The 4,040-nt window shown below is 67.8% G+C and carries 3 protein-coding genes; all 3 read left to right on the top strand.

Going from position 1 to position 4,040, the window contains the following annotated elements:
* Positions 1–97: 97 nt before the first annotated feature.
* Genes gpt through EPO55_RS01170 form a run of 3 tightly spaced genes read left to right on the top strand, consistent with a single transcriptional unit; the run spans position 98 to position 3,660 of the window.
* A complete protein-coding gene (gpt, locus tag EPO55_RS01180; protein ID WP_296334550.1) occupies positions 98–598 on the top strand; it encodes a xanthine phosphoribosyltransferase in 501 nt (166 codons plus the stop codon).
* Positions 598–1,611, top strand: coding sequence for an NAD(P)-dependent alcohol dehydrogenase (locus EPO55_RS01175; RefSeq protein WP_296334549.1), 1,014 nt, complete (start codon positions 598–600; stop codon positions 1,609–1,611). The genes gpt and EPO55_RS01175 overlap by 1 nt, the downstream gene beginning before the upstream one ends.
* Before the next feature lie 12 nt (positions 1,612–1,623).
* A complete protein-coding gene (locus tag EPO55_RS01170; protein WP_296334548.1) occupies positions 1,624–3,660 on the top strand; it encodes a bifunctional aldolase/short-chain dehydrogenase in 2,037 nt (678 codons plus the stop codon).
* Positions 3,661–4,040: the final 380 nt, after the last annotated feature.

Here is a 4,040-nt window from a genome sequence, read left to right as displayed (position 1 = left end):
GCTCTTCCGATCTGATCTTCATTGCGTCCTTCGAAGCTGTTAATGCAGCCTCCGTCGGGGAGCAAGCCAAACCGGACAGGCCGAGGGAGAAGACCGCATGGCGAGCAGTGCCGGCTACAACAAGATGTTTCCCGTCTCGTGGACGGAATTGCACCGCGATGCCCGGGCGCTGGCCTGGCGGCTGGCCGATCTCGGGCCGTTCAAGGGCCTGGTCGCGATCACCCGGGGCGGGCTGGTGCCCGCCGCCATCATCGCGCGCGAGCTCAATCTTCGCCTGATCGACACGGTCTGCTGCTCGACCTACGACCGCATGGCGCGGGGCGGCAAGGTCGAGCTGCTGAAGGGCACGACCGCCGAGCAGGAAAAGGGCAAGGGCTGGCTGATCGTCGACGACCTGGTCGACACCGGCATCACCGCCCGGGCCGTGCGGGCGGTGATGCCTGAGGCGCATTTCGCCACGGTCTATGCCAAGCCCGCCGGACGGCCGACCGTCGACAGCTATGTTACGGAAGTGAGCCAGGATACCTGGATCCTGTTCCCGTGGGATCAGGAGGCGGTGATGGCCAAGACCGTGCTCGAATTGAAAGGCAGCCAGTGATGAAGTGCTACATCATCCCCTCGCCCAAGGGCATCGACTCGCTCACCCTGGCCGACCGGCCCGATCCGGCGCCCGGCCCGCGCCAGGTGCTGGTGCGGGTGCGCGCCACCTCCCTCAACTACCGCGACCTGCTCACCATCGAGGCGCAGTACGCCCGCGCCGCGCCCAAGGCCGATTTGATCCCGCTATCGGACGGTGCCGGCGAGGTCGTCGCGGTCGGCCCCGGAGTCAGCCGGGTCAAGGTGGGCGACCGGGTCGCCGGCTGCTTCATGCAGAAGTGGATCGGCGGCGCGATCGACGAGGCGGCACAGGCTTCGGCGATGGGCGGCGCGATCGACGGCATGCTGACCGAGCTCGCCGTGCTGGAAGAAGACGGCGTGGTCCAGCTGCCGGCGGGCCTCAGCTTCGAGGAAGGGGCGACCCTGCCCTGCGCCGGCCTGACGGCGTGGCATGCGCTGGTCGAGATCGGCAACATCAAGGCCGGCGACGTCGTGCAGATCCTGGGCTCGGGCGGCGTTTCGATCTTCGCCCTGCAGTTCGCGAAAATGTTCGGCGCGCGCGTGATCGCGACCTCGAGCTCGGCCGCGAAAGCCGAACGCCTGAAGAAAATGGGCGCCGAGGCGGTGATCGACTACAAGGCCACGCCCGACTGGGACAAGGAAACGCTGCGGCTGACCGGCGGCCGCGGCGCCGACATCACCGTGGAAGTGGGCGGCGCCGGCACGCTCCCCCGCTCCTTCATGGCCACGCGCCTCGGCGGCCGGATCGCCGTCATCGGCCTGCTCACGGGCATGGCGCAAGTCGACCCGATGCCGATCCTGCGGCGGAACCTCCGCGTGCAGGGCCTCTATGTCGGCAGCAAGCAGATGTTCGAGGGCATGAACCGCGCCATCGCGGCCAACGGCCTCAGGCCCGTCATCGACAAGGTGTTCCCCTTCGCCGAGGCGAAGGAAGCGTACCGGCACCTCAAGAGCCAGAACCATTTCGGCAAGATCGTGATCGCGCACGCTTAGGAGAGGCTTCCGATGGAAAACCTGTGGTCCGACGGCGACGCCAAGGCTGCGATCGCGCGCCACGCCGCCAAGGGCATCAACGAAGACCTGGCGCTACGCGTCTACACCACGCGCCTGCTGGGCGGCGAGCCGCGCCTGGTGCTGCATGGCGGCGGCAACACCTCGGTGAAGACGCGGATGTCCGACATCACCGGCACCGAGATCGACGTGCTCTGCGTGAAAGGCAGCGGCTGGGACATGGGCACGATCGAGGCCCCCGGCCTGCCGGCGGTGCGCCTGGCGCCGCTCGGCGAGCTGAAGGGCCTGCAGGCGCTCTCCGACGAGGACATGGTCAACGTCCAGCGCTGCAATCTTCTCGATTCGAAGTCGCCCAATCCCTCGGTCGAGACGCTGCTGCACGCCTTCCTGCCGCACAAATTCATCGACCACACCCATTCCAACGCGGTGCTGTCGCTCACCGACCAGCCCGACGGCGAGGCCCTGGCACGCGACGTGTTCGGCAAGCGCGCCGCCCTGGTGCCTTACGTCATGCCGGGCTTTGCGCTGGCCAAAAAGACCGACGAGATCTCGCGCGCCCATCCCGGCGTCGAAGGGCTGGTGCTTCTGAAGCACGGCATCTTCTCGATGGGCGCCACGGCGGAAGAAGCCTACGTGCGCATGATCGACCTGGTGACGCTGGCCGAGAAGCGGTTGGCGAAGGAAACGCGCAAGATCTTCGCCGGCGCCACGCTGCCCAAGGCCATCGCCACCGCCGCTGAGGTCGCACCGATCCTGCGCGGGCTGATGTCGCTGCCGGCCAGGACCGGCGGCCGCGAGGCATCGCAGCGCTTCGTGTTCGAGTTCCGCACCGGGCCGGAGATCCTGGCCTTCGTCGGCGGCAAGGAGATCGCGCGCTACAGCCAGCAGGGGCCGGTGACGCCCGACCACGCCATCCGCACCAAGAACCTGCCGTTCGTCGCGCCCGCGCCCGAAGCCGGCAAGCTCGATGTCTTCGCCAGGGACACCAAGGCCGCGCTGGAAAAATTCGCCGCCGCTTATCATGCCTACTTCGCGCGCCACAACGGCAAGCAGGTCGTGGCCAAGAAGGAACTCGATCCGGTCCCGCGCGTCGTGCTGGTCCCGGGCCTCGGCCTGTTCGGCCTCGGCAATACCTCGAAGGACGCCAAGATCGCGGCCGACCTTGCAGAGACCACGGTGGCCGTGATCGCCGACGCCGAGCGGCTGGGCACCTATGAGTGCATTCCCGAGCCCGACATTTTCGACATCGAATACTGGTCGCTCGAGCAGGCCAAACTGAGTGCCGCGGCCGAGAAGCCGCTGGCACGCCGCATCGTCGTCGTCACCGGCGGCGCCTCGGGTATCGGCGCGGCAACGGCGCAGGCCTTCGCCCGCGAAGGCGCCGAAGTTGCCGTGCTCGACCGCGACGTTTCCAAGGTGAAGGGCCTCGGCATCGCCTGCGACGTGACCGACCCCGCCTCGGTGCGCGCCGCCTTCGACAAGGTCGCGGCCACCTGGGGCGGCGTCGACATCGTCGTCTCCAACGCGGGCGCCGCCTGGCAGGGCCGCATCGGCGACGTCGACGACGCCACCCTGCGCAAGAGCTTCGAGCTCAACTTCTGGGCCCACCAGAGCGTGGCGCAGAATGCCGTGCGCGTGATGCGCGCGCAAAACCTGGGCGGCTGCCTGCTGTTCAACACCTCCAAGCAGGCGGTGAACCCCGGACCGGACTTCGGCCCCTACGGACTCCCGAAGGCCGCGACCCTGTTCCTGATGCGCCAGTACGCGCTCGACCACGGCGGCGACGGCATCCGCGCCAACGCCGTCAATGCCGACCGCATCCGCACCGGCCTGCTCAACGATGAGATGATCGCCCAGCGCTCCAGGGCGCGGGGCTTGAGCGAGGCCGACTACATGGGCGGCAACCTGCTCGGCCTCGAAGTGACGGCCGACGACGTGGCCCAGGCCTTCGTGGCGCTCGCCAAGGCGCCCAAGACGACCGGCAGCGTGACCACCGTCGACGGCGGCAACATCGCGGCGGCGCTCAGGTAGCGCCGCCGGCTCGGCCCAACTTTTGAAATCGGGCCCAACTCGACACACATAAATCGGGCTCTCCAGCCGCCTGGGAGCCAGCAAATTCAATCTTTTCCCGCCCTCGGCGGGCCCACCTGAAACGTGGGAGTGTTGGGCCCGAAGTTGGGCCAGACTCCGGGATAAGCCCTGTTCCATTGGCTTTTGTGCCGCTCCCGGTTTCTTCGTTTGCACAAGCCCCGGCGCACCCTGTGCCCAGGATGTCGTTAAGTGTCTGTTCTGGCGTCGTTATCTGGCGCCGAGTTGAGACGGGGTCGTTCTTGGGACTGTCCACGGGTCAGGACCCGCGGCGGCTGCACCAGGCCATGAGGCGAACCCGCGGCCCCTCTTGCGGACTCCAG

This window comes from Reyranella sp. (genome assembly GCF_004296935.1).
Taxonomy (GTDB): domain Bacteria; phylum Pseudomonadota; class Alphaproteobacteria; order Reyranellales; family Reyranellaceae; genus Reyranella.
Note: the sequence above shows the minus strand (reverse complement) of the source record. Positions and strands in the feature narration are given on the sequence as shown.